This is a genomic window from Halogeometricum borinquense DSM 11551 (genome assembly GCF_000172995.2).
Taxonomy (GTDB): domain Archaea; phylum Halobacteriota; class Halobacteria; order Halobacteriales; family Haloferacaceae; genus Halogeometricum; species Halogeometricum borinquense.
Map to the genome: position 1 here is coordinate 2,781,570 of NC_014729.1, position 25,720 is coordinate 2,807,289.

At 58.4% G+C, this 25,720-nt stretch carries 32 protein-coding genes; 16 read left to right on the forward strand and 16 right to left on the reverse strand.

The features are described 5' to 3' along the window. The first annotated feature begins 355 nt into the window (after positions 1 to 355). The 3 genes from HBOR_RS14120 to HBOR_RS14130 all read left to right on the forward strand — a co-directional run bounded on the left by HBOR_RS14120 (position 356) and on the right by HBOR_RS14130 (position 2,067). Entirely contained in the window at positions 356 to 694 is a 339-nt protein-coding gene (locus HBOR_RS14120) for a hypothetical protein (RefSeq protein WP_006055042.1), read from the forward strand. A 313-nt stretch (positions 695 to 1,007) separates the two neighbouring features. Continuing rightward, complete coding sequence (locus HBOR_RS14125; RefSeq protein WP_006055041.1) at positions 1,008 to 1,613, forward strand: site-specific integrase; 606 nt, start codon at positions 1,008 to 1,010, stop codon at positions 1,611 to 1,613. Between the two features lie 229 nt (positions 1,614 to 1,842). Beyond that, positions 1,843 to 2,067, forward strand: coding sequence for a hypothetical protein (locus HBOR_RS14130; RefSeq protein WP_049890518.1), 225 nt, complete (start codon positions 1,843 to 1,845; stop codon positions 2,065 to 2,067). Positions 2,068 to 2,297: 230 nt separating this feature from the next. Here the strand turns inward: HBOR_RS14130 and HBOR_RS14135 are convergent, their stop codons facing one another. Together HBOR_RS14135 and HBOR_RS14140 are read right to left on the reverse strand one after the other, a co-directional pair. Next, positions 2,298 to 2,498, reverse strand: a complete 201-nt coding sequence (locus tag HBOR_RS14135; RefSeq protein WP_006055039.1) for a hypothetical protein — start codon at positions 2,496 to 2,498, stop codon at positions 2,298 to 2,300. Next, the gene (locus HBOR_RS14140) at positions 2,495 to 2,695 is read right to left on the reverse strand and encodes a DUF2188 domain-containing protein (protein ID WP_006055038.1); all 201 of its coding nucleotides are present in this window, start codon (positions 2,693 to 2,695) and stop codon (positions 2,495 to 2,497) included. Before HBOR_RS14140 ends, HBOR_RS14135 begins: the two co-directional genes overlap by 4 nt. 106 nt (positions 2,696 to 2,801) lie before the next feature. Here HBOR_RS14140 and HBOR_RS19720 point away from each other — a divergent pair, with 106 nt between their 5' ends. Then, on the forward strand, positions 2,802 to 3,086 hold the full coding sequence (locus HBOR_RS19720; RefSeq protein WP_144018708.1) for a hypothetical protein: 285 nt from the start codon (positions 2,802 to 2,804) through the stop codon (positions 3,084 to 3,086). Positions 3,087 to 3,113: 27 nt separating this feature from the next. On the opposite strand, the gene HBOR_RS19725 is transcribed toward HBOR_RS19720, so the two are convergent. Next, a complete protein-coding gene (locus tag HBOR_RS19725; protein WP_144018709.1) occupies positions 3,114 to 4,199 on the reverse strand; it encodes a M57 family metalloprotease in 1,086 nt (361 codons plus the stop codon). A 209-nt stretch (positions 4,200 to 4,408) separates the two neighbouring features. Beyond that, positions 4,409 to 4,693: a hypothetical protein gene (locus tag HBOR_RS14150; RefSeq protein ID WP_013440720.1), complete on the reverse strand. Its 285-nt coding sequence runs from the start codon at positions 4,691 to 4,693 to the stop codon at positions 4,409 to 4,411. A 440-nt stretch (positions 4,694 to 5,133) separates the two neighbouring features. Here HBOR_RS14150 and HBOR_RS14155 point away from each other — a divergent pair, with 440 nt between their 5' ends. The 4 genes from HBOR_RS14155 to HBOR_RS14165 all read left to right on the forward strand — a co-directional run bounded on the left by HBOR_RS14155 (position 5,134) and on the right by HBOR_RS14165 (position 7,362). Then, a complete protein-coding gene (locus tag HBOR_RS14155) occupies positions 5,134 to 5,400 on the forward strand; it encodes a hypothetical protein (protein WP_006055035.1) in 267 nt (88 codons plus the stop codon). Between the two features lie 169 nt (positions 5,401 to 5,569). Further along, a complete protein-coding gene (locus HBOR_RS20485) occupies positions 5,570 to 5,701 on the forward strand; it encodes a hypothetical protein (RefSeq protein WP_275039854.1) in 132 nt (43 codons plus the stop codon). Then, positions 5,694 to 6,302 (forward strand): J domain-containing protein, encoded by a 609-nt coding sequence (locus HBOR_RS14160; RefSeq protein WP_006055033.1) that lies wholly within the window; start codon positions 5,694 to 5,696, stop codon positions 6,300 to 6,302. Before HBOR_RS20485 ends, HBOR_RS14160 begins: the two co-directional genes overlap by 8 nt. 31 nt (positions 6,303 to 6,333) lie before the next feature. Further along, positions 6,334 to 7,362 carry a tyrosine-type recombinase/integrase gene (locus HBOR_RS14165; protein ID WP_006055032.1) on the forward strand — a complete coding sequence of 343 codons (1,029 nt, stop codon included), beginning with the start codon at positions 6,334 to 6,336 and terminating at the stop codon, positions 7,360 to 7,362. Between the two features lie 702 nt (positions 7,363 to 8,064). On the opposite strand, the gene HBOR_RS14170 is transcribed toward HBOR_RS14165, so the two are convergent. Both HBOR_RS14170 and fer read right to left on the reverse strand, forming a co-directional pair. Next, positions 8,065 to 8,949, reverse strand: a complete 885-nt coding sequence (locus tag HBOR_RS14170; RefSeq protein WP_006055031.1) for a DUF7847 domain-containing protein — start codon at positions 8,947 to 8,949, stop codon at positions 8,065 to 8,067. 127 nt (positions 8,950 to 9,076) lie between these two features. Continuing rightward, on the reverse strand, positions 9,077 to 9,763 hold the full coding sequence (gene fer / locus HBOR_RS20490) for a ferredoxin Fer (RefSeq protein WP_006055030.1): 687 nt from the start codon (positions 9,761 to 9,763) through the stop codon (positions 9,077 to 9,079). A 283-nt stretch (positions 9,764 to 10,046) separates the two neighbouring features. Between fer and HBOR_RS14180 the strand changes: the two genes are divergently transcribed. Both HBOR_RS14180 and HBOR_RS14185 read left to right on the forward strand, forming a co-directional pair. Next, positions 10,047 to 10,925: a HEAT repeat domain-containing protein gene (locus tag HBOR_RS14180; protein WP_006055029.1), complete on the forward strand. Its 879-nt coding sequence runs from the start codon at positions 10,047 to 10,049 to the stop codon at positions 10,923 to 10,925. Positions 10,926 to 10,994: 69 nt separating this feature from the next. Next, positions 10,995 to 11,663, forward strand: coding sequence for a hypothetical protein (locus HBOR_RS14185; protein WP_006055028.1), 669 nt, complete (start codon positions 10,995 to 10,997; stop codon positions 11,661 to 11,663). A 26-nt stretch (positions 11,664 to 11,689) separates the two neighbouring features. Here HBOR_RS14185 and HBOR_RS14190 read toward each other — a convergent pair whose 3' ends face one another. Genes HBOR_RS14190 through HBOR_RS14200 form a run of 3 tightly spaced genes read right to left on the reverse strand, consistent with a single transcriptional unit; the run spans position 11,690 to position 13,157 of the window. Then, positions 11,690 to 12,316 (reverse strand): L-threonylcarbamoyladenylate synthase, encoded by a 627-nt coding sequence (locus HBOR_RS14190; protein WP_006055027.1) that lies wholly within the window; start codon positions 12,314 to 12,316, stop codon positions 11,690 to 11,692. A gap of 50 nt (positions 12,317 to 12,366) precedes the next feature. Beyond that, positions 12,367 to 12,876 carry a redoxin domain-containing protein gene (locus HBOR_RS14195; RefSeq protein ID WP_006055026.1) on the reverse strand — a complete coding sequence of 170 codons (510 nt, stop codon included), beginning with the start codon at positions 12,874 to 12,876 and terminating at the stop codon, positions 12,367 to 12,369. After that, positions 12,876 to 13,157, reverse strand: coding sequence for a glutaredoxin family protein (locus HBOR_RS14200; RefSeq protein ID WP_006055025.1), 282 nt, complete (start codon positions 13,155 to 13,157; stop codon positions 12,876 to 12,878). The genes HBOR_RS14195 and HBOR_RS14200 overlap by 1 nt, the downstream gene beginning before the upstream one ends. 235 nt (positions 13,158 to 13,392) lie before the next feature. On the opposite strand from HBOR_RS14200, the gene HBOR_RS14205 reads away from it, so the two are divergent. After that, complete coding sequence (locus tag HBOR_RS14205; protein WP_006055024.1) at positions 13,393 to 14,754, forward strand: hemolysin family protein; 1,362 nt, start codon at positions 13,393 to 13,395, stop codon at positions 14,752 to 14,754. Here HBOR_RS14205 and HBOR_RS14210 read toward each other — a convergent pair. Next, entirely contained in the window at positions 14,751 to 15,953 is a 1,203-nt protein-coding gene (locus tag HBOR_RS14210) for an inorganic phosphate transporter (RefSeq protein ID WP_006055023.1), read from the reverse strand. The two genes, HBOR_RS14205 and HBOR_RS14210, sit on opposite strands and share 4 nt — an antisense overlap. A gap of 6 nt (positions 15,954 to 15,959) precedes the next feature. Further along, positions 15,960 to 16,139 carry a DUF7859 family protein gene (locus HBOR_RS14215; RefSeq protein WP_006055022.1) on the reverse strand — a complete coding sequence of 60 codons (180 nt, stop codon included), beginning with the start codon at positions 16,137 to 16,139 and terminating at the stop codon, positions 15,960 to 15,962. Positions 16,140 to 16,267: 128 nt separating this feature from the next. Between HBOR_RS14215 and HBOR_RS14220 the strand changes: the two genes are divergently transcribed. Next, on the forward strand, positions 16,268 to 17,170 hold the full coding sequence (locus HBOR_RS14220) for an ArsR/SmtB family transcription factor (protein ID WP_006055021.1): 903 nt from the start codon (positions 16,268 to 16,270) through the stop codon (positions 17,168 to 17,170). A 311-nt stretch (positions 17,171 to 17,481) separates the two neighbouring features. Here HBOR_RS14220 and HBOR_RS14225 read toward each other — a convergent pair whose 3' ends face one another. Beyond that, on the reverse strand, positions 17,482 to 18,003 hold the full coding sequence (locus HBOR_RS14225; protein ID WP_006055020.1) for a metallophosphoesterase: 522 nt from the start codon (positions 18,001 to 18,003) through the stop codon (positions 17,482 to 17,484). A 129-nt stretch (positions 18,004 to 18,132) separates the two neighbouring features. On the opposite strand from HBOR_RS14225, the gene HBOR_RS14230 reads away from it, so the two are divergent. Further along, a complete protein-coding gene (locus tag HBOR_RS14230) occupies positions 18,133 to 19,074 on the forward strand; it encodes a cation diffusion facilitator family transporter (protein ID WP_006055019.1) in 942 nt (313 codons plus the stop codon). Here HBOR_RS14230 and HBOR_RS14235 read toward each other — a convergent pair. Together HBOR_RS14235 and HBOR_RS14240 are read right to left on the reverse strand one after the other, a co-directional pair. After that, on the reverse strand, positions 19,053 to 20,102 hold the full coding sequence (locus HBOR_RS14235; RefSeq protein ID WP_013440721.1) for a threonine aldolase family protein: 1,050 nt from the start codon (positions 20,100 to 20,102) through the stop codon (positions 19,053 to 19,055). The genes HBOR_RS14230 and HBOR_RS14235 overlap by 22 nt on opposite strands. 89 nt (positions 20,103 to 20,191) lie before the next feature. Continuing rightward, on the reverse strand, positions 20,192 to 20,734 hold the full coding sequence (locus HBOR_RS14240; protein WP_006055017.1) for a DoxX family protein: 543 nt from the start codon (positions 20,732 to 20,734) through the stop codon (positions 20,192 to 20,194). Positions 20,735 to 20,911: 177 nt separating this feature from the next. On the opposite strand from HBOR_RS14240, the gene HBOR_RS14245 reads away from it, so the two are divergent. Further along, on the forward strand, positions 20,912 to 21,997 hold the full coding sequence (locus HBOR_RS14245; protein ID WP_006055016.1) for an aminopeptidase: 1,086 nt from the start codon (positions 20,912 to 20,914) through the stop codon (positions 21,995 to 21,997). A 379-nt stretch (positions 21,998 to 22,376) separates the two neighbouring features. Beyond that, on the forward strand, positions 22,377 to 22,529 hold the full coding sequence (locus HBOR_RS19730) for an iron-containing alcohol dehydrogenase (RefSeq protein ID WP_144018710.1): 153 nt from the start codon (positions 22,377 to 22,379) through the stop codon (positions 22,527 to 22,529). A 221-nt stretch (positions 22,530 to 22,750) separates the two neighbouring features. On the opposite strand, the gene lrp is transcribed toward HBOR_RS19730, so the two are convergent. Then, on the reverse strand, positions 22,751 to 23,209 hold the full coding sequence (lrp, locus tag HBOR_RS14250) for an HTH-type transcriptional regulator Lrp (RefSeq protein WP_006055015.1): 459 nt from the start codon (positions 23,207 to 23,209) through the stop codon (positions 22,751 to 22,753). Between the two features lie 127 nt (positions 23,210 to 23,336). Between lrp and glnA the strand changes: the two genes are divergently transcribed. Then, positions 23,337 to 24,713: a type I glutamate--ammonia ligase gene (glnA, locus tag HBOR_RS14255; protein ID WP_006055014.1), complete on the forward strand. Its 1,377-nt coding sequence runs from the start codon at positions 23,337 to 23,339 to the stop codon at positions 24,711 to 24,713. 36 nt (positions 24,714 to 24,749) lie between these two features. Here glnA and HBOR_RS14260 read toward each other — a convergent pair whose 3' ends face one another. Next, positions 24,750 to 25,673 carry a phosphatase PAP2 family protein gene (locus tag HBOR_RS14260; RefSeq protein ID WP_006055013.1) on the reverse strand — a complete coding sequence of 308 codons (924 nt, stop codon included), beginning with the start codon at positions 25,671 to 25,673 and terminating at the stop codon, positions 24,750 to 24,752. Positions 25,674 to 25,720 lie beyond the last annotated feature (47 nt).

Sequence of the window (25,720 nt, forward strand, 5' to 3'; positions counted from 1 at the left end):
ATATTCAGAAACAACATGAATTGGCATCATGATGGTCCTGGTGGTTGCAAAGTTGTTGATCCAGCAGGTGTCGATAATCACCTTGTTCACAACAAGGACTGGGGTGAAGCACTCGGTCTAATAGAGGATGACGCTGGTGATCGGTGCGGCCAATGCAATTGGCCTGACGGATAGTTTGGTTAGCGCTAAGTAGTCGTTGGCAATTAACGTCGAGCTATTCTGGTTTCATCGCAACTTTCTCTGCAAGATGTACTGAACAGTCTCCTCGATATAGACGAAGCTGTAGGAATACGATTCTTTCCGTGTTCAGCAGCTATCCTGTCATTTGAAATATTTTTGTCCTATACAGATATATATGGGAAATAAAGACCTTAGAACTGCATTCAAGCAGTCGATCAATTGCATGGATGATGATGTTGATTGGGTAGCTACGACAAACCTAGACGATCCGTCATCTGAAATGACCGGTTACGAGTCCTTCGATGTTGTACTCCATTTGAATACGACCGATACGCAGATTGCACGCGAGATTGTGGGAGATGCTGGTGAGAAGATTAAAGACCGAGACGACTGGGACGGCAAGTTACTGTTTGAAACTATCTGGGAGGGGTCCCCAGAAATCGAGATGAGAGTACGGGTGTACTTGACGTCTGAGGCAAGACAGAACGGGAGTGGCGCTGAGTTATATTTCTAGTAGCCGTTGATTCACCACGGATGCCTTTCAGGTTGTAACTCTCCGTTTATCCGATGCCGTATGGTTTCTACGATTGTTTGAATACTTTCCCATTACCGACAACAACCGTTTATGACGACGTGATCACGGTGAACCTGGTGCTGCTATTGATGCTAAACGTTTGTCGTACTTCTTGAACTGATTTGATTTGCATTAAGCACATTGCCGACTTGTTATACAAGTCGGAAGCGAACCCCCTGTATCACCCACACTTGCACCTCGATCACGTCGGTGTCCGGTGCCTCTAAGTGAAATGTTGTTATAAGAAATCTTCATGCGATTGGAAGCGACCGCGAAAGAGGATCAGTACAAGATCTGGATGACTGATTCCGAACTCAAACAGTTAGAGCGCGTGGCCGCAAATCAACGCGACTACTTGATCATTCGACTTGGGGGGCGAGTCGGTCTCCGCGCCTTCGAGATTCCACAGATTTGCCCGAAGCACGTGAAGCGGACCGACGATGGCGAGCACTATCGCCTGCGCGTGCCCGAAGGAAAGGACACGACCGGGAACGGTGGAAAGCCTCGGGACGCCTATCTGCCGAAAGACGTCGAAGGAGACATACACCGGTTTCAGAACGCCGAGGACATCGGACGGAATCAGCCACTTGTTGACCTCACTGAGCGCGGTGTTCGCAATGTCGTGAAGCGCACGGCCACCCGTGCAGCTGAAGAGACCGGCGACGAGGACTTTCGACACGTCAGTAGCCACGATCTCCGGCGTCGGTTCGCTCAACGCCTCTTGGTTGACCGGCAGATGAACCCGCGAGTCGTCATGGCTGTTGGCGGGTGGGACTCCTTTCAGGCAATCGAACCCTACCTCAACGCACCGACGCCCGAGGTCGTCAATCAGGCCTTCGAAGAGGCAGAGCTGTCGTAACGTCGTTGAGAAGTAAATCTTGGTGGCTCTGTTGGAAGTTCCAGAAATTGATGTATCTCGCGTGCTGAATTTGAATATCTATCCTCCTGAACCAGCTGTTAGAATCACTAAGAGAACTCACATGTAGGAGTTCTAATTGTTCCCGATCCACCTTCTACTCGCCGTATAATCTGGTTTGACCGTCTGTATAGGCTAAGTTTGATATGTTGCCATACCATAATATACAATCATGTCTAAAGAGCGAGCAAAATCCCGAATCGAGGCTGAATTTTCGGATAGGAGTGAAATCCCAGACGCCAGCGGTAGCAAGAGCATAGATGTGCGTATCCCGAATTCAGGCTTGGATATTGATGACGTTCAGGAAATCGACTACGTAAACGACGTACTTGAGGAAGAAGACGAGTTCCGAGTCTATGTTTCGGCGGACTCTAACGTGGGCGTCTGGACGACCTAAGTCAGTATCGACCAGCCATCCGCGCTACTGCAAAGCTTACCGTCTGTATCTACCAATCTATTCATCCCAGACTGTGATTGGTCAATCAACGATGCACGCTCTGTATTCAGCACACTCACGAGTCCCATCAAGTTTTGAGGATTTCAACAGAGCCATCCTAATCTATTCGCGGTCGGTGTCACGGAATATCTCAGGTGCCGCGTCTTCAATATCGAGGACGTTGAACATGGTTACGCCCGGAGAATCGCCGCTTCGTCAACCATTCCGTCGAGATGATCCTCAAGCGCCTCAGCATTCTTGTCGTCGAGTCCGACGAGCACGATCCCGGTGAGATCCGTCTCGGCGAGTTTGTCAAGGAGTTCCTCCTGATCGGTTGTTGCCTCCGTGACGAGTCGTGTTTGTATGGGTGTGCCGTCGTTCTCGGTACTCATGCTCTCACCGTCCAAGAGTCCCGCACGCGTCCGCCCGTTCCGTGTATATTGATCTCGTCGCCGGGGGCCGCCCGACGCCGGGCTGCATCGACCGCGTTCTGCTGCGTGCGATGAGAACTTGTTTTTCTACCGTTCGCTTCGACTTTCCAGTCGTAGGGCTCGCCGCGCGCGGTCGGCATGATGTTGTACCGCGTCATGAGACTCTCTCGACGCCGTTCATCCTAATCACCCCATGTTTAACCTTCTGCGATAGGTTCCAGGGGCAGAAATTTAGGCAAGAGAGCGTGTCGGATAGTGGTACACATGAGTCTCCGAAGCTTCCTCAACAATGCACTCGGATTTGGTGGCAGTAGTCCGCAGTATACGCCCGGCGAGGTGACCTGGTCCGTTGCATACGACGTTGACGATTACGATGGGCCAGGTTGGTATCTCACTGCAAAAGGTCCGGAGGTACACGAGACGGATGGCCCCTTCCGCTCGAAAGGAGCGGCAATAGATGCTGCACGGGAAAGGGGATCCGAAGGAGACGAACTCAGAACCTGGGACAAAGACGCCTTAGAACCAGAAATAACAACGATAAGGCGTTGAGTTACTCTATCTAGTCCACCGATTTAGTTAGTCCCACCAGCTGCTACGCTGCTCCTCGTAGCTTGGATCCTCGAAAACTGGCGGGATGTTGCCTGGTGCTAAGTTATGAGCTAGTCCCCAGCCGACGTACCATCCTCGAGCATCTACATCTGTTTCCGACTCGATCGTTATTGTTGCTTGAGTCAAGTACTCAAACTCCCCATCATTGTCAAAGTCACGGGCTGTCCCGCCATCACCGCAGACAGTATATTCTCCCTCGCACCTATCTTGAGCGAATGTTATGACTATGTCGGCTTTCCAGGGGTCCTGTACTCGTGTGAAGGAAACGTCCGAAGGGACTTCTTTGGCCTTCCACTCTTCAAAATAGGTGACGGCGTGGTTTACTTGCGACTTGGTCTCTGTCAAACTGTTCTTCGAAACATTAGAATAATCGACATACACGGAGAGATTCGTACTCCGCCACGCGAGGCTTTGGTTCTCGACACTGGGAGCGTCGAAAGTCGGATTTTTGCACCCGTGAGAACCTGACCAGTACGACATCACCCAGTGTGGTTTTTCACAGTGAGTAATTCCGAGAATATGGCCGAACTCATGGATGATCGTATTCTTGACTGTACGGTAGTTATTCGACTTGTTGTAGAGAATTTGGACGTTTTCAGGTGGACGGGCACTGGTTGTCCTGTTTAGCCGATGAGCGCAACCAGAGGCCCCCTGTGGACAGTTAATCGTATTATTGTACCAGACGATTATGTCGGGGTTTTCAGCATCTGGTCTGAGTACGAAATCGACGGAATATACACCATACTCCGGATGATCTTCCCAATAATTGAGTGATTCAGCCACGGCACCAGTCAAATTCCGGGACGGTGCGGCTTGATTTCGTATTCCCACGACGACAGTCTCCTTATTCCACGGGTTCTGAACCGTCTGATCAGCCGTTTCTGAGACGGTCGTGTTAGTCGGTCCTGATACCGTTGATCCACTACCTCCAGTGTCTGGCCCCGTGAGTACGCCAACTCCCGCAAATAGAACCGTGAAGAGAATATAGGCACCAAATCCGAATTTGATGATCTCCCACAAACCAGAGAGCGGATTGTTCCGGAACTGGCTCAAGTAATATTTCGCCCAAGAGGGGTTAGTGATCCATCTGATAACCGGATAGCTTACGGTCCAACCACACCGATGGCATTTGAGAAATTTGTCGTGGGATAGTCTCCAGACCCTTTGTCCACACTTCGGACAAGTCCGACCTTCGCTGCTCGGCATTTGAGCAGACTACTTTCACATACTGTGATAATTACTTCGACCAAGAAGCTCAACAATTACTCGTCAGGTTCAAGCTCTTCGGCCTTAATCTCGCCTTCAAGATACGCTAATCCCTTTTCAGTAATTCGATAATAACGTTTAGTCTCGTCAGTAAGCTCTAACAAGCCTATTTTTTCCAAGTCACCTATCCGACGCGAAAAGGTACTCCGACTCTTCTCTGAATAACCGCGTACTTCCGCAATATTGTGATGAACGGTTCCCGGCTGAAGCTCTACCCGTTCCCCCGATATAGACTCCATTTCCCGGAAAAACTCCAAGATGGCGTCATCTACTTCGTTCATCCACGGTACCCGGGGGCGCATGTCCCCTTATCTTTGGTTCCGATGTATAGCCGCACCGAAAAGTCTGCTGACTGAATCATATATCCTATGTATGAGTAATATTGTGCAAACATATAAATAGGACGGACATTACGAGAGTTATAACGGAAGCACTTCGCGGACCCGTCGCTCTTCGGCGGTGGGTCCACTTGTCAGAACAAAGCGGACCCCGTGTTAGGGGCACGGGTCCGCGTGGACTTCCGTGACCTACCACGAAAGCCATGTACAACGACTCGATATGGGGGCTTGAAACCCTCGAACGAACGACAGTATCGGTGACTACTTTCACCGCCTGCGATCCCGAAATAACGGGGGGCGGTGCGGATTTACGACTACTTTCACTTTCACTCCCCATACAAGGCTCGACTCTTTTATGGGGGAAATCATCGGCATCGACTGCGATGCCTAAGACGCTGACGACGATTGAGCTTGAGGATGATGTGGACCGCTGGCGGTACGTGTGTCCGCGTGGTCACCGCGATTGGGAGCCGACGAACAACCACTTTTGGTGTGCGGCATGCGCTCGGACATATCACGACGACATCGATCCGGAGTTTCAGGAGCTGAGGGATCGTCGTGACGGCGAGCCACTGTCGCGTGATGAAGTGCGGTTGATGACGCCCGCGGGGCCGTACCGCGAGGTCTACAAGGGCGGTGGTCACGCGTGACCCATCACGTCAGCTGCCACGAGTGCGATTTCGACGCACTGATTGAGGGGGCGTTCGCCACCGAGCGCGCTATCGAACGCCACCAAGAAGAGACCGGTCATAGGGTCAGTCAGGAGTACGTTGCTCCTAGGGAAACGACACGAGTCGCCACAGACGGAGGAGATCACTGATGTCGTGCGTTGAATGTGGTTCTCCAGCGCGGGGGCTTCGGTGTCAGACCTGCCAACGCACGCGTGATCTTGAGGAATTCTGGGAATCGATCAAGTTCGACGATGACCCCGAGGAGGAGTCTGATGAGTGACGGTACTGCTCAGGGCGAATTAGATTGGCCACCGGAGTTTGAGCGAACACCCGCTGACGAACGCCGATCCTACCCGCACGGATTCGAGGTGACACGGAGTGAGGCATTCGATTCGGTTCTGAAACAGCTCCGGAGGATGGACGCGAAGAACGTCCGACTCGATACCGACGCAGAGCATCAAAAACGGAACCCAAACAAGCCCTACGCGAACTCATCGTTTGATGACCCTGGTGTAGTCGTTCGCTTCGAACACGATGGTGAGCAGTACGCGATGCCGATGGACAAGTGGGACAACCCGAGGGACAACGCTCGGGCTATCGCTCTCACACTAAAAGCGAAACGCGCCCTCACGCGCTACGGTGTCGAGACCATCGAATCGGAGTTCTCAGCTCACCAACTCCCGCCTGGAGACGACCGAGAGAATGTCGTTGTCTCCGGGGCGATCGAGGAACCGCACGAAATTCTCGGAGTCGCATCAGACGCACCAGAGAGTGTTGTGAAGGCCGCTGCGCGGACTCGGAAGAAAGAGACGCACCCAGACAATGGGGGCGACGTAAGTGAGTTCAAGCGTGTCGTGAACGCCGAGGAGGAGTTGCTGTGATGCTCGCAGATAACCACGGTGAGGTGCGAGAATGAAGACACCCTCCGACCTGACGCCTCGAGAAGCAGTTCGTCGATATCTCGACCGACGGAGTACTGAACTCTCCGAGTCGTCGGTTCGTACCTACCGGTACCGTCTGAAACTATGGGTTGAGTGGTGCGAGGATGAGAACATCGAGCGGGTTGAAGACCTGACTGGCTGGACCTTCGAGCAGTTCGAGGCGTTCCGTTCAGGACAGGGTATTGCCTCCCCCACGCTCCACGGCGAGATGGAGACGCTGAAAGGTCACATAGAGTACCTTGAACGCATCGAGGCCGTTGATGACGGACTCGCTGACAAGGTCCATGTGCCGGACGTTCCGGATTCGGAAATGTCGCGCGATACGATGCTCCGGCCGGAGGACGCAGAGGACCTGATTCGTTACTACCGTACGCACGATAACGTCTACGGAACTCGGTTCCACGCTGCTCTCGAACTCGCGTTTCACACTGGCGCTCGACTCGGTGCGCTTCGCGGAATCGATCTCCGCGATTACCACTCGGACGAGCAATTCGTTGAGTTCGTTCATCGGCCGGAGACTAATACGCCGTTGAAGAATCAGCGAAGTGGCGAACGCTCTGTTTCGCTACTGTCCGAGGTCTGTGACGCCATCGACGAGTTCATCGCTCACAATCGGCCGTCGGGTCACGACGAGTTCGGACGGTCGCCGCTGTTTCTCACGTATCACGAGAACCGAGTCTCTAAGAACGCGTTTAGAGCGTGGATATACCGTGCGACGCAGCCCTGTGTGGCGGGTACGTGCCCACACAACTACGACCGTGAGACGTGCGACTTCCGTCGTCACTCGACCGCAAGCCAGTGTCCGTCCTCAAGGGCACCACATCACGTTCGCACTGGTTCGATTACGTGGCATCGAGACCGGGGATTTCCTCCGGAGGTGACCGCTGAACGCGTGAATGCGTCTCAGGAGGTTATCGAGAAGCACTACGACAAGGCTTCCCAGCGAGAGCGGATGGAGTTGCGCCGTCGCCCTCACCTGGGGAAGCTCGAAATCGAGTGAGTCTGCTCCAGCAGACTCACCCAGTGAAGTGAGCCACACATCCCACTGTTTGGCTCACTCAACAGCATGAGCCAGAATTCCACGTCAGACATCACGACTCACCAATCATGATGAGCATCACGTCAGACTTCATGACTCAACGGAGAGAGGTACCGGAGTGTAAAGAAAATCAGGGTGGTTGCGGGCCGGGCGGTCCCACTATTTCTGTCCGAACGAAGTGAGGATGAAATCGTCACGAGCGGCTGGTTTAAACTAGCGAGTGCAGCGAATCGGAACGAGTGAGAGGTCATATCCGGGCAGTTCCACTGCTACGCGAACGGTACCAACTCACCGCACGAAAAGTTGAACCGGGAGGATGGGAGGGGGGAAACCCGGCAACTTGGGAGGGGGGGGGAACGCCCTGACCACAGGGGGGGAAGGGACAGGGCTACATGTCGTTTGTAGATACAATTACAAATACTCACTGGTACAGCTCAGTATATCGGAGCTAGATCATGCTCACCGCCTTAATAACGGAGGTGCAGATCCGATCACTCAGTGCCTCTAAAGTGCAACCTATTGGGATCACGTCATATATTGTCATGAAGAGATGACAATCGATATCCTCGAAACGGGTCCCCCGGCCGTCTCGTAGTGTGGTCGGAGCATCGCAAGGAAGGTGACGGCGACGACAGATTGAAGATCAGCGTTTCGTCGAATCAGTCACGCGGAGGTGCCACGTACTGCGGCGTCGTTTGCGTCGTCCGCGTTGTCCGAAGTGGCGAGCGAGCGATAGAACGCGACGGAAAACGTCAGCAAGAGGCCCGCGGACAGCCCCATCAGAATCGTCGCAAAGAGCGTGAGTGCGGCGGAAGCCACGATGGAGATCTGGGGAACCCCGGAGAGGACCTCGGAAAGGAGTGTGTTCGTCGCCGATGGCGAGAGTTGCGAGGAGAGAGTCGAAGCGGGAAGGCTCCCGAAGAATCCGAAAACGAGACTGATACCGAACACGACTACTGAGTAGCCGACCACTGGCCAGAAATTCTGCCGGACGATGCTGACGCTCCGAAAGAAACTGCTGAAAGCGCCCTCGTCGTCGAAGACGATGGCTTGTCCGTAGAACTGGATGAAAATGAAGGGAATGAGAAACAGAAGAAGGAACAGGACACTGCCGACGACCATGATCAACAGTAAGACGGGGAAGAGTGCCTGAGGCGAGTCGAAAACAGGAATAATGGCAACAAGCGTACCGAGACCAACGACCACCCACGCGATGGTTCCGAAGACGATGCTCCCGCCGAGAAGCAAGAGGTACGCTCCCAGCATCGACGTGTAGTGCCGTTTCCCCATCTCGACAAAGGTACCGAAGTTCGTCGTTCCGTCGAGTGCTTCGTCGGCCATGCCGAAGATTCCGCCGAAGATGAACGGAAGTACCAGCACCGTAGCGACGAGGGATACCGCCGAAGCGATGATCGTGGTAGACGGTGCTGCCAACGGCACAAACTGGAGCGGGAGTTGGAAAAGTGCGAGAAGAACTGTGATACCAGCAATGACGGGATTTCGTCGGAGGGCCTCAACCGCAGTTTGGAGGGAGTGGGCGACGACCATAGTCGGATATTCCCGTCCTCGCGTTGAAAAACTTGGTGTTAGGTTGACAGATATTCGGATGTGCGGAGACGTTGAACGTTCGGAGACGACCGCCGGGTCTGGAACGAACACGAGGCGATGAAAGCGCTCAATCGTTCATATGCGCTTGCTCGAACGGATACGGCGGTAGGCGAAGTTCGTCCAGTCCGGGGAGGTGTTTGACGTTAAAGACGACTTTCATGTCATCAGTGAGGGGTGCACCCATACAGGAGAGTCGGATGTCGCTGTCGAGCATCGTCGAAGGGAGGATATGATCACCGGGCGTATCCATCTCGCCTTCAAAGACGGCGACAGCGCAGTTCGCGCACGCTCCACCACGGCAGGCGTACGGCCACGCATAGCCGCGGTTCTCGGCCGCTTCGAGAAGTGTCTCGTTCTCCTGAACGAGGAACTGTCCGTAGTCTTCGTGTGGGAGATTTGCCGCGGCCGCCTTCTCAAACAGGTCGTCGTCACCGAGATCCCACCCGTGGTCGTCGAGTACTTCGTAGTTCAGATACTCGATTTTCGATCTCAGTTCGTCCTCGTCTTCGTCGCCGTCATCCGGGACGCTTGCTGAGGAGGACGAAGAAGGCGTGTCACCCGAAACTTCGCCGTTGACGGCCTCAATCGGATGGCCCTCCTTGATCATCTCGTACGCCGAGCGGACGCGATTAAACTCCGCTGCGGAACCCCCTTGGTCGGGGTGCACCTCGATGACCCGGCGTCTGAACGCTCGATCAACCTCCGCGTCGTCCGCATCCGGTTCGATCCCGAGAATCTCGAACGGAGAATCCACGCCGACGAGTACGGGATGAGAACGTAAATCCTCTCCCTTCTCGGTAACACGAACGACGCGTACACTACAGCATTGACGGCGATTTGTACGTTCGACTGCACAGCCAGCCACCAGCGAGTGAGTGGGGGCTTGCAGACGGAACAAGGGAGAATTTCGGAGACCGTCAGACGCGCGTCAGACGCTCCGATGACGCCGCTCGTGAGTGATTATCAGAATCGTGAATCGCTGGATTAACTATAACTATTCTCGGCGTAGATTGCCAGAAAGTATCAGAGGTCAACCCGTGTCACGAGACTCACCCCCCGGGAGCAATTCCGGACTTGAAACCGTCGGCGACGAACAGAAGAACCGGTCGGTCGAACAGACATCCGACGAGGAGCGTGCGACCGGCATTGTCGCCGAAACGTCGGACGAGTCCGTCGAGCCGACCGAATTTGTCGATTCGGTGGTCGAGACGGCGCTCACTAACCCGGTGGCGGCAGGCGACGCTATTGGTGACCTCTTAGCCATCGTCCGCGACTGCGATGAGGACGCGAGAGTAGCGGCCGAGGAAGCGCTCGATTTGATGGGACTCCTCCGTCCTGTCGAGTTTGAGGTGTGGATAGGCGACATAGTACAATTTGCGTCTGCCGACCGCGACGAACTCTCATTCGTCGGGTTGCGGGCACTCGCACAACTATCGGCGGTCCGCCCGGCAGTAGCAAAGAACGGGCTCGACGCCGCCATCAGCCGTTTGCAGGCACAGCACGTTCCGACACGCCGCGCCGCGATTGCCGTCGTCGGTGAAGTTGGAGAGGCGTTCCCAGAGGCAGTCACACAGACGGATAGACAGATTATGACCGCGATGCGTGACGCGAACTCGTCTGTCAGACTTGCTGGCGTGATGACTGCTGGGAAACTACTTGGAGCGGAGCCGAATCAGTTCCCCCGGACGGTATCGACGCTTCCCGAAACACTGGATGACGACGACGAAGAAGTGTGGGAGTACGCACACGCCGCTCTCATTCACTTTGTCCGCGAACATCCGTCCCAAGTACCCGAGAAACGGCACGTCATCGAACGACTGGCAACTGTCTCAGACGAAGAACTGGGTGTCCGCGAGGGCGCGACCAAAGACGCGATGACGACACTGCTCTCGTACGAACCCGGTTTCGACCTGTAGGACGCAACGACGCTTTTTACCCGCGACCGACGGCGAACGTTCAAATACGAACAAGCGGCCAACGCCCTCGTGTCACGAGCCTCAACCCCATTCTCACATCTCGGACGGGCGGCGTACTGCCCGCGGCAACTGTACTACGCGGAACAACGCGACGACCAAGAACCGCCGTCAGAGGTGAAGCGAACCCGAAATCTGGCGTTTCGCTACGACGAGTTGCTGACGGCCGATAACGACGAACTCGACCGTCTGCCGCTTGCCGTCACGCCGGAGACGTACCGAGCGAATCTCGAACGCCTGACCGCCCGCGACGACTGGGCAGAGTTGGCGAATCCAACGGACCGGGAGGTGTTCCTGCGCGGACGCGACTGTCACGGAACCGCGCACAAGATACTCGATACGGACCCGCCGACGCCGACAGTCATCTCGCCGGGATCACCACCCGACCGCGGCGTGTGGGAACCCCAACGCGTCCGGGCCGTCGCCGTCGCCAAGGCAGTGGCGTGGGAGCGCGAGCGCGAGATTCCGCGCGCGTTAGTGGAGTATCCCGCCCACGGCGTCGTTCGAACCGTCCGGCTAACGACGCGAAATACGGGCGCGTACCGCCGGACGCTGTGGACCGTCCGGCAGATGGAAGGCGTCCCATCGCGCGTGCGCGATTCATCGAAATGTGCCGCCTGCGAGTACCAGACATCCTGCGGGACGAAAACGCGCTCGCTGAAGTCACTGTTGGGGCTGTGAGCGCAAAAACAGTCTCCGGGGTCCGTTCAGTCTTCGACGGTCGGTGACTCGCCCACGTGGTCGGTCAACCACGTCTCGATAGCGTCCGCCATCGCGCCGCGGCGGTGAATCACGTTTCGACTGGGGTCTACGACCGTACTCCCAGTGCCGCCGGGTGCTTCGCCCGCGTCGATGACCGCACCCACGCTATCCTTCAACGTCGCATCCAGTTGGTCCGGATGTGTCACGCTGGGGGCACCGCTTCGGTTCGCACTCGTCGCCGTCACGGGACAGTCGGCGCGGCGGAAGAAGTCGAGCGCTACCTCGTGGTCGGGGACGCGGACACCCACGCGGTCGCCGCCGGCGGTGAGAACGTCCGGGAGTTGGGAACCGCGTTCGACGACGACGGTGACCGGTCCGGGCAGAAATTCCGCCATGAAGTCAGCGTCGAACGAGGTCAACCGCGTGTACTCACGAGCGGCGTCCACATCGGGAACGCCGATAGAGAGCGGTTTGTCCCGAGAGCGGCCTTTCAACTCGAACACTCGTTCCACGGCGTCAGCGTCAGTCCCATCGGCACCGAGACCGTAGACCGTCTCCGTCGGGTACACAACTGCCGCACCCGCCTTGACGGCCGCAGCGGCGGCATCTATCGATTCGTCGAGATTCGACATCGCTCGTTGAGAGGAGGGGACGAACGGGTAAGAGCGTGCCGAAGCAGGGATTACGCGTGTTCTGCGACGGCGGCGGCGATATCGTCGGCGTCCGGGAAGTCGGGCCACTCGCTTGCGACCCACGCGTACTGGACCGTCCGATTTTCGTCTACGAGGAAGACCGCCGGGCGGTGTTCGGTGATCCCCGCCATTCCATCGAGAGGATTCTCGATATCGTACTCGGTTGCGACGGCGGCACCGGGGTCTGAGAAGAGGCGCGCATCAGCCTCGCGTTCTTCGAGGAACGCTTTGTGTTCGTACGGCGAGGAGATGGAGACGCCAACAGTCTGAATCTGGTCTGTGAGGTCGTGGTCGCGGACAGCATCCCACAGGTACGTCGCCGGGAACGACCCATCCATCGGGTGAAAGAGGAGGAGGACCGGCCCTTCGTCGGTGAGTTCCGAGAGGGCAACGTCCTCCCAGTACTCATCGTTGACGAGCGGGCGCGTGAAATCCGGAGCGACATCGCCCGGTTCAGGGTGCTCCGACGCGGGCAACTCGACGACCTCGAAATCGACCATCAGGCCGCACCCCCCGCATCGGAACCGTCGCCATAGGTGCGCTGTAGGTATTTGACGATGTTTGCGGACTCCGACATCGTGACACCCGTCTCGTCGTCAACGATAGCCGGGACAGTTCGCTTGCCCGAGATGCGTTTGACGACGTTGCGGTCGGAGTGCATCGGTTCGACGAAGCGCGACTGGTAGGGTACATCGAGTTCCTGCAGGACACGAATCACCCGTTCACAGTACGGACACGCCTGTAAACGGTACACCGTAATCGCCGGAGTATCTCCCGTCATGGACCGGTGTACGGTCGTTCTCTCCCTAAGCGCTTCGCCCCCGGAATCAACCGTCACAGACGGATGAAATCGGAAAAAACAACCATTCATTCGTGCGGGGTAGGGTAACTCTTAATTCCGGGGCCGGACAATTGGATGTACTTGCATGGGCTTATCGTCGCTCGAACCATCTATCGCTGCTCAGTATCGCCCTCCAGGGACCGCCGCTGCAGCAGTAATACAACCAGACAGTGCCATGGGTAACGCGATTACATTCGTAAACGGAGTGCTACAGGCGCTCCCCGTCAACAAGGCGACCGTCACCATCGGTGGCGTCTTCGCCATCATCATCCTCATCGGACTCTCGGCGTTCTTCTCCTCCTCGGAGATCGCCATGTTCTCGCTGGCGAAACACCGCGTCGACTCACTAGTCGAAGAGGGTGTTCCCGGAGCAGAGACCGTTCAATCACTGAAGAACGATCCGCACCGACTGCTCATCACCATCCTCGTCGGTAACAACATCGTCAACATTGCGATGTCGTCGCTTTCGACGGGGCTGCTCGTCTACATCGGGTTCGGGCAGGGAGAAGCTGTCGCCATTGCGACGTTCGGAATCACGGCGCTCGTCCTCCTGTTCGGTGAGAGCGCGCCGAAGTCCTACGCCGTCGAGAATACGGAGTCGTGGTCGCTACGAATCGCCCGTCCGCTGAAAATCTCGGAGTACGTACTCCTTCCGCTCGTCGTCATCTTCGACCGTCTGACCCGGATCGTCAACCGCATCACCGGCGGACGGTCGGCTATCGAAACGTCGTACGTCACGCGCGACGAGATTCAGGATCTCATCCAGACCGGCGAACGCGAGGGCGTCATCGAAGAGGACGAGCGCGAGATGCTCGACCGCATCTTCCGCTTCAACCAGACCATCGCCAAGGAGGTGATGACGCCGCGGCTCGACATGACCGCCGTGCCGAAAGACGCGACTTTGGACGAGGCTATCGAGACGTGCATTCAGTCCGACCACGAGCGCGTCCCGGTGTACGACGGCAACCTCGACAACGTCATCGGCATCGTCAACATCCGTGATCTGGTCCGCGAGCAGTTCTACGGAGAAGGTGGCGGCGACCTAGCCGACATCGTCCAACCGACGCTGCACGTTCCCGAATCGAAGAACGTGGACGAACTGCTGACCGAGATTCAGGACAACCGCCTGCAGATGGTCATCGTCATCGACGAGTTCGGGACCACAGAGGGCCTCATCACGCTCGAAGACATGGTCGAAGAAATCGTCGGCGACATCCTCGAAGACGACGAGGAAGAGGCGTTCGAGTTCATCAACGAACGCGAGACGCTCGTCCGCGGCGAGGTCAACATCGACGAAGTAAACGAAGTGCTTGAACTCGATCTCCCCGAGGGTGAAGAGTTCGAGACGCTGGCCGGGTTCATCTTCAACCGCGCCGGTCGTCTCGTCGAGGAGGGCGAGGAAATCGAGTACGACAGCGTGATGATCCGGATCGAACAGGTGGACAACACGCGCATCATGAAAGCGCGCATCACCGTGGATAACACCGACGACGAGTCGGAAGCCGAAGCCGAGATCGACCCGAGTAACGCGAGCTAGGACACAAGAAGCGTCGAGACAACCCAGAAGACACCGTAGGAGACGGCAAAGGCGAGTGAAAGCGAGCCGATCCACGCGAGAACGGTTTTCCCCATCTTTTCTTTACTAACGCCCGCACCGCCAGCGGCGTATCCGCTGCCGACGATAGCGCTGACGATGATCTCGTTGAACGAAACGGGGATGCCGAGCGCCACGGCGGTCTGTGCGATGGCGAACGAGGGGATCATCGCCGCGATGGAGCGCCGCGGTCCGAGCGAGGAGTAATCCTGCGCGAGCGCTTTTATCATCCGCGGTGCGCCCGTCCACGACCCAACGAGTAAACCGAGACCGCCGCCTGCCAAGAGGGCCGGAAGCGGAACGGCGACCGCGTCTAACAGTGGAACCAGCGGACCGATTGCGAGACCCACCTGACTCCCACCGGCGGAGAACGCGACGAGACCACCGAGGACGAGGAGGAATCGGCGTTGCCCCCGGGCCTCGTCTCGATGCATCGCCTGAGCGACGGCCCCACCGGAGAGGAGGACAACAGCGAGTGTGACGAGAGCGGCACCAAGTGAGACGCCGAACAGTTCGACTGGCGGGAGCGAGTCGGCGACGAACCGAGAGATAGATCCGGCGTTGGCGTCACCAGTGGCGAGTACGGCGAAGTCGATATTTGCGACGATAGCTCCGACGACACCACCGAGAATGGGGACGGCGACACGCTCAGAGACCGATTCGTGCCTGAGGAGTCGCGCAGTTCCGTAGGCCGCGCCACCGCCGACGAACGGCGTCAGCACCCACAGCGATAGGATCTGTTGATATTTCCCCCATGCCGGTAGACCGCCGTTTGCGAGACCGACGCCGACGACGGCCCCGGTGACAGTGAACGCGGTGGCAATCGGATAGCCAGCGAAGACGCCGAGGGCGACGAGACCGGCGGCGACGAGAAGCGCGACAGTCGCAGCGGTCGCCGTCAGGACAGGACCGACGATCAGTTCGGTCCCGACAGCCTGCGTGACGTTTTCTCCCTGCAAGAACGCACCAGACAGTCCAAGAAGACCGACGATGAAGCCCGCGCGCATGACGGAGATAGCGTTCGCGCCGACGGCAGGTGCAAACGGCGTCGAACCGGACGACCCGGCACCGATAGCCCACGCCATGAATAAACTCGCGAGTGCCGCGACGACGAGCGTCGCAAGCGTTCCAGGCGTAACCATTGCCCGTTACTTCCCCCGATAACCCTCGTCGAATCCCTCGCGCATCCCCATGAGAGTTCGACGGACAAACAGGTACGCGAAGAAGACGAACAAGAGGAGCAAGACGAGGAACCCGACGAATACCGGTTCGGAGAGAACGAACTCTACGAAGTCGTCGAGTAGGCCCTGTAAGGGACGGGCAGACATGCGCGGGATTTTCCGGGGCGAAGGTAAAGCCGTTTCGCCGTCCGGCGGCAAGACAGCACGAAAGGGGAGAGAAAGAAAGTCGAGAGAGGAGAAGACTCATCACCTCCGATGTGAAACCGATGCGTAGCATGGCCGACATCCTCCCCACTCGGCCCGACCCACCCTCGGGAGACGACAAGGAGCCTCGCGTTGTCGGACTCGACAGCGACGAGGTATCCGAGTTGCTCTCGGCAATCTCCTCGGAGACGGCGCGGACAATACTCTCCGCCCTCCACGAGGAACCCGCAACGCCCTCCGAACTCGCAGACACCGCAGACACCTCAATTCAAAACGCCCAGTATCACCTCGGAAAGCTCGAAGACGCTGGCCTCATCGAACCCGGAGGGACCGCCTACTCCGAGAAAGGCCGCGAGATGACCGTGTACACGCCCGCCGACCGGGCGCTCGTCGTCGTCGCCGGACAGGAAGACGACACCAGCGGACTCCAGACGGTTCTCACGCAACTGCTCGGCGGCGTCGGCGTCGTTGCACTCGGGAGTGTCGTGATCGAACGACTCACGACGGCCGGGTCCGGACCGAGTATCCACCTCGCCAGCCAGAGTGGTTCCGGCGGCGACGACGCGGCGACGAGTAGTGGCGGCGCTGGAAGTGGTGCGAACGGGGCAGTGAACGCGACCGCCTCAACGGAGACGGCAGCACCAACCGCTTCACCGACCGAGACAGCAGGTGACGGCGGATTCGACGGTTCCGAGGTGACCACAACCGCCTCATCCCACACGCCAGGCGATGCAACGACAACCCACATCCAAACGGCTACCGAAACGTCGGCGACGGGAACGCCGACACAGGCACCAGTACCGGAACCGACAACAACGACAGACTCGGTGCGAACGACAGCCGAGACGGTCGTGGCCTCCGGAGATCCGGGTGGCGTGACGACGATGGCCTCGCTGTCACCCGGCGAACTGTTCCTCCTCGGGGGCCTCGTGACACTCGTCGTTTTGACGGTATACTGGTGGCTCAGTAGGTGAAAACCGGATTTTACTCTACGATGCGTATATGCAACGAGAGGCACAATGACAAAGTGCGAGGTCCCACGGTGCATCGGCCCTCCCAAGGACCCGAGTGCCAGTCGTGCTGACACGCACTGGAGACTCCCACCGTCCCGTGCCAGAGACGTGGACTGCTCCCCAAACCGACCACCTCCGTGTCACCGGCTGGCTACCGTGAGACCTTCACTGCCCCCTCCCCACACGGTGCGTCTTCTCCCCTTCTGACGCACCGGCACTTTCACGATACCTCTCGGAGACAGCCACAGGTACACAGACGAACGAGGAACGTCTCAGTTCTCCGTGGACGGTATCGTGAACGTCTCGAAAACGTCTCCCTCGACAGTGACGAGTCGGCCCCTGACGCCGCCATCAGTCATGGGTTCGAGTTCGGCGTGCGCGGTCCGGTGGCCACGCGGTTGCGCGTGACTTCCGGGATTGAGAAGCGTCACCTCTCCGGTGCCGTCGAACGTCGGCCGGTGGCTGTGTCCGAAGAGAACCACGTCGGCACCGCGTTCGCGGCCGAACATCGAAAGCGCGGTCGAACCGCCGCGTCGGGTGTGCGTCGCGGCGAAAGTGAGTCCCGCGAACGTGAAGGTACGCGTGTCCGGAAGCCGGTCGCGGATTCCGGCGTCATCGTTGTTTCCGTACACGCCGAACAGCTGAGACGACTCAGATTCGAACGCATCGAGGACGGATTCGCGCATGAAATCACCGAGATGGACGACAAGTTCCGCCTCGCGGACGGCCTCAAGCGTTCGGCCGGAGAGACGGTGCGAATCCGTACTGTGGGTGTCGGAAACGACAGTCAGCATCGGCGGGACGTAGGAACTCAAGGAACAGTAACGTTCCGTTCGACCGACCGCCTGTGAGTACTCGCGTAATCGTCGTGACAGACGAGCGTCCGTGGAAACGCTCTTACGGGAGACGCAAGAGATGGAAGTATGGCAGGTAGTAGAGGCGTCGTCATTGCGGCACTTATCGCAAACGGCGCTATCGCGGTTCTGAAATTTCTCGGATTCCTCGTCACGCAGAGTCCGTCGATGCTGTCGGAGACGTACCACTCAATCTCCGACACGGGGAACCAAGTGTTCCTCCTTATCGGCATCCGGTACAGCGGAAAAGAGGAAAGTCGAACGCATCCATTTGGATACGGAAAGGCACAGTTCTTCTACTCGTTTCTCGTCTCCGTGTTACTGTTCGGGATCGCCGGATGGGAGTCACTGAAACACGGGTACGACGCGATCATGCACGGCGGCCACGCCCTCGGTGGGATGGTAACGCTCGCGGGCTACACGTTCCCCGGCTGGTACGTCAACGTCGTTGTTCTCGTCGGAGCTATCGGTTTCGAGAGCTACGCATTCAAGAAAGCCGCCGCCGAACTCCGACGCCAGATACGTGAATACGAGTGGGACGGAATCGTAGACGCGTTCCGAAAGACCAGCGACGTGACGACGCTCACGGCGTTCACCGAGGACACCATCGCTCTCCTCGGTGCCGGTATCGCGCTCGTCGGCGTCATCCTCTCTGAGATAACTGGCAACGCAGTGTACGACGCTATCGGTGCCGTCTGTATCGGCGTCCTCCTCATGTCGTTCTCTGTCGCCCTCGCGTGGGAGAACAAGCGCCTCCTCCTCGGAGAAAGTCTTCCCGAACAGGTCGAAAAGAGCCTGCAATCCATCGTCAGAAATCATCCCGGCGTGGCCCACGTTGACGACTTCCGGACGGTCCACGTCGGCCCCGAGAAGGTTCTCGTCACCGCCGACGTGAGTTTCAACTCCGGGCTGGAAACCAACGACATCGACACCGACATCACGGAGATAGAGGACAAGTTGAAGGCCGAAGACAAACGGGTGAAGTTCGTCTACCTCGAACCCGAAGTCTGAGACGACCCTTCTATCGCGGCTTCGATTCGCTCGACAGCGTCGTCTACGTCCGCCCGAGACACATCAAGATGCGTGCAGAATCGAGTGAGATGATCGCCGTGTGCGCCGCCGAGAACGCCGGCATCCTCGCAGCGTTCGACGAACGAAGTCGCCGAAAGCCCCGCTTCGTCGGAGAACACCTGTACGATGTTCGTGTCCGGTTCGGGCGCGCTGAGGCCGTCGATGTCGTCGAGACCGGCCGCGAGTCGCGCCGCGTTCTCGTGGTCGTCGGCCAGTCGTTCGACGTTATCGAGGGCGCGCAGTCCCGGTGCGGCGATGATTCCGGCTTGTCGCATCCCGCCACCGAACAGCTTTCGGACGCGGCGGGCGCGTTCGACGTACTCCGACGAGCCAGCGAGTATCGATCCGACTGGCGCGCCGAGACCCTTCGAGAGACAGAACATCACGGAGTCAACCGCGCGTGTCATCCGCGCCGGGTCAACGTCGAGAGCGACGCAGGCGTTGAACAGGCGCGCGCCGTCGAGATGGACCGGGACACCGAGTTCGTGGGCGGCATCGGCCGCGGCGTCGATAGTCTCGGGTGAGACGGCAACACCGCCGCGGGCGTTGTGAGTGTTTTCGACCGCGACAAGACCGGTTCCGGCCTCGTGAAGGCTCTGTTCGACGTATCCGTCTTGGATCTGTTGTGGCGTCGGGACGGCCGCGTCGCCCGCAGCAACGGTCCGGACTTGCAAGCCCGACAGTTGTGCGAGGCCGCCGAGTTCCCACTTGTAGATGTGCGCTTGTTCGTCCACCAGAATCTCTTGGCCGCGGTCGGTATGGACGCGAGCGGCGATTTGGTTACCCATCGTCCCGGTCGGGACGTAGAGAGCCGCCTCCATCCCGACCAGCTCTGCGGCTGCCGCTTCGAGTTCGTTCACCGTCGGATCGTCACCGTACACGTCGTCACCCACGGGCGCATCGCGCGCGGCCTCGCGCATCGCCTCAGATGGGCGCGTCACCGTATCGCTTCGGAGGTCGATAGACATGCTCATACCATCCACTCCGGGCGGGTTATACTCGGGGGTCGCGGCGGTTCAACGGGAAAGTGGAGAAAAAAGTCCGTCGCGGACACTGTTCAGCCGAGGATGAACTTTGCGGCCTTCGTCTTCGCAAAGTCGAATTTTTCGAGGTAGGCGTCCAGGCCGAGGATGCGGCCCGCGCCGAACGTGGCGACGGTGACGAAGAGCACCAAGCCCATGAGGTCACCGTTGACCAAGCCGTGCGCCCAGTCGGCGTTCCCGAGGTAGAAGAACACCATCAGGACGGCCCCGAAGAACGAGGCCAGACGGACGAGACCACCGACGATCAGTCCGAGTCCGATGAGGAACTCACCAGTGGGAATCATGAAGTTCGTAAACTCCATGAGCCACGGTGTCGCCGCCGCCCACGCAAAGAAGCCGTGGAGGGGGCTAGCCGTGGTGCCGTTGAGGAGGTAGCCTGCGGCGTCGAACGATTCACCCGAGACGAAGGCGAACTTGTTCCAGCCGGCGTGGAGGAACCAGTAGCCGGTAATCAGCCGAACGGCGACGAGCCAGTAGCCAGCCAGTGTGCCCTGTAGATCGAAGTTGAGGACATCATCAAATTTTGTGTCAGTCGTGGTTGTAGTGGGAGTGCTCATAATCAGTCACCTTTTACGACTGTCCGTTCGTCCGAAGAGAACATATAAAGCGCCTGTATTTCTCATTCTTCCAGAAAACCCACACAGGAGTGCTGTACGTGGTGAGAAGCGGAGTCAGTCAATCGGGTGACAGCGACGGTGCGAAAGCGGTTTTACTCCCACGTGAGACGTGCGGGTATGGACCCACGGATCCGTGAACACGCACAAATCATCGCCGACCATTCGGCCGATATCAGCGATGGTGACAACGTTGTCATCAACGCCCCTGCGGCGGCGGAAGAGTTGGTCGTCGCCCTCCACGAGGAGTGTGCCGAACGCGGTGCGAACCCCGTCTACATGAACAACAGTTCCCGCGCCTCCCGGGCATTTCTCCGGAACCACGACGGCGAGTTCGAGACGCCGGACCACCTTCTTGCCATGTACGAGGAGATGGACGCGTACATCGCCGTTCGCGGCGACGTGAACGCCTCGGAGACCGCAGACGTAGACCCCGAGACGAACGCCGCCCATCGCCGGGCGATGCAGCCAGTCCTCGAAGAACGCCTCTCGAAGAAGTGGTGTCTCACGCAGTTCCCCACAGCGGGCAACGCCCAACTCGCGGGCATGAGTACCGAAGGCTACGAGAATTTCGTCTGGGACGCCGTGAATCTCGACTGGGACGAACAGTACGAGTTCCAACAGCAGATGGTCGAGATTCTCGACGACGCCGACGAGGTCCACATCGTCGCCGGCGACGAGACGGACGTGACGATGAGCGTCGCGGGCAACAGCACACTGAACGACAAGGGTGAGAAGAACCTCCCCGGCGGCGAAGTGTTCACCGCACCAGTCAAGGACAGCGTGAACGGCGAGGTCCACTTCGACATGCCCCTGTACCGACAGGGACGAGAGATTTCGGGCGTCCGCGTCCGCTTCGAGGACGGCCGTGTCGAGTCCTACAGTGCCGAACGCAACGAGGAAGTCCTCGACGGCGTGTTCGAGACGGACGAAGGCGCGCGTTACCTCGGCGAACTCGGTATCGGCATGAACCGCGCTATCGACCAGTTCACCTACAATATGCTGTTCGACGAGAAGATGGGCGATACTGTCCACATGGCCGTCGGATCCGCGTACCCCGAGACGGTGGGTGAGGAGAACGAAGAGAACGAGAGCGCAGAACACGTGGATATGATTCTGGATATGTCTGAAGACTCCATCATCGAAGTTGACGGGGAGGTCGTCCAGCGCAACGGTACGTTCGTGTTCAAGGACGACTTCGAGTAGTCGCTGGTTGCGACTCCACCTTTTGGTCCAGCTTTTGCGAGCGAACGAAGTGAGCGAGACAAAAGGTGGAACTGGTACGTTCGTGTTCGAGGACGACTTCGAGTAGTCGCTGGTTGCGACTCCGCCTTTTGGTCCAGCTTTTGCGAGCGAACGAAGTGAGCGAGACAAAAGGTGGAACTGGTACGTTCGTGTTCGAGGACGACTTCGAGTAGTCGCTGGTTGCGACTCCGCCTTTTGGTCCAGCTTTTGTGAGCGAACGAAGTGAGCGAGAAAAAGAGTAGCGAGCGTGATACCTTCAAATCAGTTTGTACCTCCTGATTGACAAACAGTCACACATACCGAGTGATTTATCAGGGAGGATTCGAGAACCAATACACACATGCCAAAGGTACTTTGTGCCGAGTGTGGGCGAGATGTGGGGATGCACGAGCTGGAGGCGAAGACGACCACACAGAGGGATGGGTTCGACACGCGCTATCGGTGTCCATACTGCCGAACGGACATCGAAGACGTGACCAGCCAGTTCGTCTGACGACCAACCAGATACCAGCGTCGCGTCTGCGCCAGCATACCAATCAGGTTGCACGGCCGCGTGCAGCCAAGTGTGGGGAGGCTTGCAGACGCGACCGGTATTTTCTACTGAAAACTGCCGATCCGAGAGCGCAGCCGTCGGGAAGCGACAGTCATTCGTCTGAGTCGCTACTCGGGCTGTGAGTTACGTCGAGAGAAGAACGCTGAACCGGAAGCGTCGGCTTACTCGTCGATGTCGAGGTCGAACTGTTCGTTCTCGACGACAGCGTTGAGGACGACGCTCGTATTGGACTCGCGGATGTCAGCATCCGTCAGGAGTTGCTTGATCTGACTGTTCATGCCGTCGGTGTCGGTGAATTTGCCGATGGCGATGATGTCGTAGTCGCCCGTCACTTCGTAGACGGAGATCATCTGCTTCTGTTCGCGGAGGCGCTCGGTGATTTCCGGGAGGGCACTCCCCTCGACCTTGAGTTGAATAATCGCCGTCACGTCGTAGCCGAGAGCGTCGTAGTTCACACGCGGGGTGTACCCCTCGATCACGCCCTCGTCCTCTAAGTCGCGGAGGTGGTTCGAGACTGTCGTGACCGAGACATCGAGTTCCTCCGCAAGACTTCGAAGACTCGCTCGACCGTCGCCGAGGAGCGCGTTGATGAGTTTCGCATCGAGGTTTTCGTACGTCATCAAAGCGACCCACTCACTCGGGGCATTAGAATTTTACGAATATCCAGTTCTGGGAGACTCACACACGAGTTGCACTAAGCGATAACATCTTAATGGTGGCTGTTGTCAGAAACTCCTGTTCAGGAAGATGACGGACGATAATGCGAACTCAGACGCTGTAACCGACGGGGGACTCTCCGCGAAAGCTCAAGCGGTTGTTGACGAAATCGAGGAGAAGGAAGTCGATTTCCTTCGGCTTCAGTTCACCGATATCCTCGGTACCGTAAAGAACGTGGCCGTTCCGGCGACACAGGCCGAGAAGGCATTCACTGAAGGGATCTACTTCGACGGGTCGTCCATCGAAGGCTTCGTGCGCATTCAGGAATCCGACATGCGCCTCAAGCCCGACCCCGAGACGTTCGCCATCCTGCCGTGGCGCGACGGCCGGTCGGCACGTCTCATCTGCGACGTCATCAACACCAGTACGGGGAAACCGTTCGAGGGTGACCCGCGCTACGTTCTCAAGCAGGCCATCAAACGCGCAAACGAGATGGGCTACAAGATCAACGCCGCGCCCGAACCCGAGTTCTTCCTCTTCGAGGAGGACGAAGAAGGTCGCGCGACGACGAAGACGAACGACGCTGGCGGCTACTTCGACCTCGCGCCGAAAGACCTCGCCTCCGACGTTCGCCGCGACATCATCTACGGCCTCGAAAGCATGGGCTTCGAGATAGAGGCCAGCCACCACGAGGTCGCAGAAGGCCAACACGAGATCAACTTCGAGTACGACGACGCTCTCACAACCGCCGACAACGTCGGAACGTTCCGGACGGTCGTCCGCGCTATCGCCGCGCAGCACGACCTGCACGCGACGTTCATGCCCAAGCCCATCGCCCGCATCAACGGCTCCGGCATGCACACTCACCTGTCGCTTTTCACCGAGGACGGCGAGAACGCGTTCCACGACGAGGACGACGAGTTCAACCTCTCTGAGACGGCAAAGCAGTTCACTGCCGGGATCCTCGAACACGCGCCCGCAATCACGGCTGTGTCGAACCCGACGGTGAACTCCTACAAACGTCTCGTCCCGGGCTACGAGGCACCCGTCTACGTCGCGTGGTCCGACCGCAACCGCTCGGCGCTCATCCGCAAACCGGCCGCACGCGTCCCGGCCGCAAGCCGTATCGAGGCACGCTTCCCCGACCCGTCCTGTAACCCGTACCTCGCCTTCGCCGCACTCATCCACGCCGGTCTCAACGGCATCGAGCGCGGACTGGAGTGCGACGACCCGGTTCGTGAGAACATCTACGAGTTCGACGAAGCCAAACGCGAAGAGTACGGCATCGAGACGCTTCCGGCGAACCTCGGCGAAGCAATCGACGCCCTGCAAGAGGACGAAGTCGTGCAGGACGCACTCGGGGAACACATCTACGAGAAGTTCGTCGAGGCGAAATCCCAAGAGTACGACGAGTTCCGTGTGGATGTTTCCCAGTGGGAACTCGACAAGTACCTCGAGAAGTTCTAAACGGCCTCCAAGCCCGCGTTCCGCTTTTTTCCGCCGTTACTCAAATAGTGACGACACTGCGACTGGAAGCGACAACAGCGTGACACCGCCGAACGCTCCGGCCGCAACGAAGGCGAGCGATCCCATCGACAGTTCTGCGACGGCCGCCATCACGACCAGCGGAAGCGGAAACGCCACAGCACCGACGACGACCGAGCGCGTGGACAGGTCGCCGTTCGTGTCGAGAGCGGCGCGACCGAGAACCGACCAGATGGCCGCGCCGCCGACGGCAGTCCCGACGCCGAGGAGAACCTCGATCTCTATCGGGTTCGTGAAGGCGGCAGCGGCGCTGATGACGCCGCCGGCGAGATAGCACATGATGACAGTACGATCCGACGGGGCGGCAGGGCGTCGGAGGCCGGGTCCCGCAGCGAAGACGATAGCGAGGAAGGCGACGCCGACGGTAACACCGGCGATCACGTCCGCGAGGTAGTGGACGCCGATAATGACGCGCGAGGCAGCGACGGCCACGACGGCGGCGGCGGCAACGCCGAGGCGGAGACGGCGACGGCCGACGTTGGCTGCGAGGGCGGTCCCACCCCAGAACACCGTGGCACCGAGCGTGTGTCCGCTGGGAAAGCCGTAGCCCGGTTCGGCCGCCCCCGGTGGGCGCGGAAGCGCGAACAGTTCCTTGAGACCGACGGTGAGACCGACCGCGCCGAGTCCGAGGCCGAGAACGAACGCCGCCGCCGAGCGGTCGATGCCGATGCGTTCACCGACGACGTAGGCGAACGAGACGCCGAACAGACAGACCCACGGGTCACCGAGGTGTGTGAGTACGGAGAACAACGAAACGATGGTATCCGGTATCGACTCGACAACAGCGAGTTCACCCACGCCGCGGGAAGCGAACGTGAGACCGCCAGCTCCAGCCAACGCGCCGCCCGACGCGCTCGCGGCGGCCGAGGAGTGCGTGTACATCACCCCGTGAGTGGCGGGGCGAACGACAAATAACCGAGGGTGTCGAG